Below are 1,559 nucleotides of genomic sequence, written 5' to 3' on the forward strand. Positions count from 1 at the left end.
AAAGGTATATAAAAAAACAGATTTTTTACGCCCGGTAAATAAGAAAGTCAAGACCGCGACTATCTTTGTGGTAAAAACGAGGTCATAGGGTTTCCCCATCCTCATATGTCCAACGGGCTTGATGTCCCAATAAAAAAATACTTCTATGAAGGTAGTCTGCGGTCTTGACGTACACAAAGATAGTGTTTTTTGCTGTATTCTGTGTGCTAATGGAGAAAAAATCCAGCATAAATTCGGAGTTCTTACCGAAGAGTTGGTCACACTTCGCGACCTTATGGTCTCTGAAGGTGTTGAAGAGTGTGCAATGGAGAGTACCAGTATCTACTGGATACCCATATGGCGAGTGCTTGAAGGGTCAGTGAAACTTCATCTGGTAAACCCTTATTTTATAAAACAGCTTCCTGGCAAAAAGAGTGATGTGAATGATGCCGAATGGATAGCTACTTGTCTGAGTAAAGAACTGATAGCATCAAGCTTTGTTCCTGATGATAAAATTCAACGTCTGCGTCAATATGACAGAAGGATATTTGACCTGAATGCTTCCATAAGCCGCAATTTAGTCAAACTTGACCAATGCATCCAGAGGTGCAACATCAGAATCAGTAATTATATATCCACAACAGATTCCAAAGGGTACCGTTCAATAGTTAAACTTATATCCCAAGGTGTGACAGATGCGGAAGTCCTTGTGAAGGAACTGCATGGAAGAACAATCAACAGGCATGGCAGAGAAACATTGGTGAAAGCACTTACCGGAGTGGTCAGCGAGACCGACATAGACATTATAAACCAGCTTGTAGAAGAGATTGAATTGCAGCAACGGCACAAGGACGAAGCACAGGAGAAGATGACTGCACTATGCATGGAGTGGTTTCCTCAAGAAGTTGAAAACCTTCAGACTATACCGGGAGTGAAAGAACGTAGTGCGACCTCAATAATAGCAGAAATAGGAACAGACATGACACATTTCCAGACACCAAAGAAATTGGTGTCATGGGTGGGGCTAAGACCCCGTAACGAGGAAAGCGCTGGCAAAATCAAGGCACGAGGTATCACACATGGTAACAGGTTTGTAAGAAAAACCATGATTGAATGTTCATGGGGAGCTGCACGTATGAAAGATTCATTTTTCGCAGAATTCTCATACAGGCAATGTATCGAAAGAAGAAAGAACAAGATGAAGGTGCAAGTAGCTATTGCGAGAAAAATACTTGTTGCAGTATGGTATGTACTTAGTCAGGGAACTCAGTATATCAAACCAACAGATCATTATACGGCAGCCCATATGACTGCCGTATAATGATACAACCGTCCGTTACAAGGTCAATATATTTGTGGTGATTATATCCCGTTTTCGCAAAGTGGCTATCGTTTCGGACGGAGTAGGACACCCGGTTGAGTTTTAATCTCGAAGAGGAAATTTACATAATTGTTCATTGTTCCGACTATAATCGGAACTGAACCGCCATGCAGTAGTGCAAGGAAAAAAGATGTAGAAAGGAATAGACACTCGTTTCCACTCACAAAGATAGTCGCGGTCTTGCTTTTCATAGAGGAAA

At 41.7% G+C, this 1,559-nt stretch carries 2 protein-coding genes; one reads left to right on the plus strand and one right to left on the minus strand.

Annotated elements, in window-relative coordinates; all coding sequences use genetic code 11:
* The first annotated feature begins 145 nt into the window (after positions 1-145).
* A complete protein-coding gene (locus DW173_RS23615) occupies positions 146-1,300 on the plus strand; it encodes an IS110 family transposase (protein WP_049703636.1) in 1,155 nt (384 codons plus the stop codon).
* Positions 1,301-1,365: 65 nt separating this feature from the next.
* On the opposite strand, the gene DW173_RS24270 is transcribed toward DW173_RS23615, so the two are convergent.
* The coding region (locus DW173_RS24270; protein ID WP_220453542.1) for a hypothetical protein at positions 1,366-1,559 on the minus strand (194 nt) is incomplete at its 5' end.

The sequence above is a fragment of the Bacteroides sp. AM16-13 genome, assembly GCF_003602705.1.
Classification (GTDB): domain Bacteria; phylum Bacteroidota; class Bacteroidia; order Bacteroidales; family Bacteroidaceae; genus Bacteroides; species Bacteroides xylanisolvens.

Coding starts and splice junctions, on each gene's coding strand:
- DW173_RS23615 (WP_049703636.1), top strand. CDS start 146: ATGAAGGTAGTCTGCGGTCTTGACGTACACAAAGATAGTGTTTTTTGC.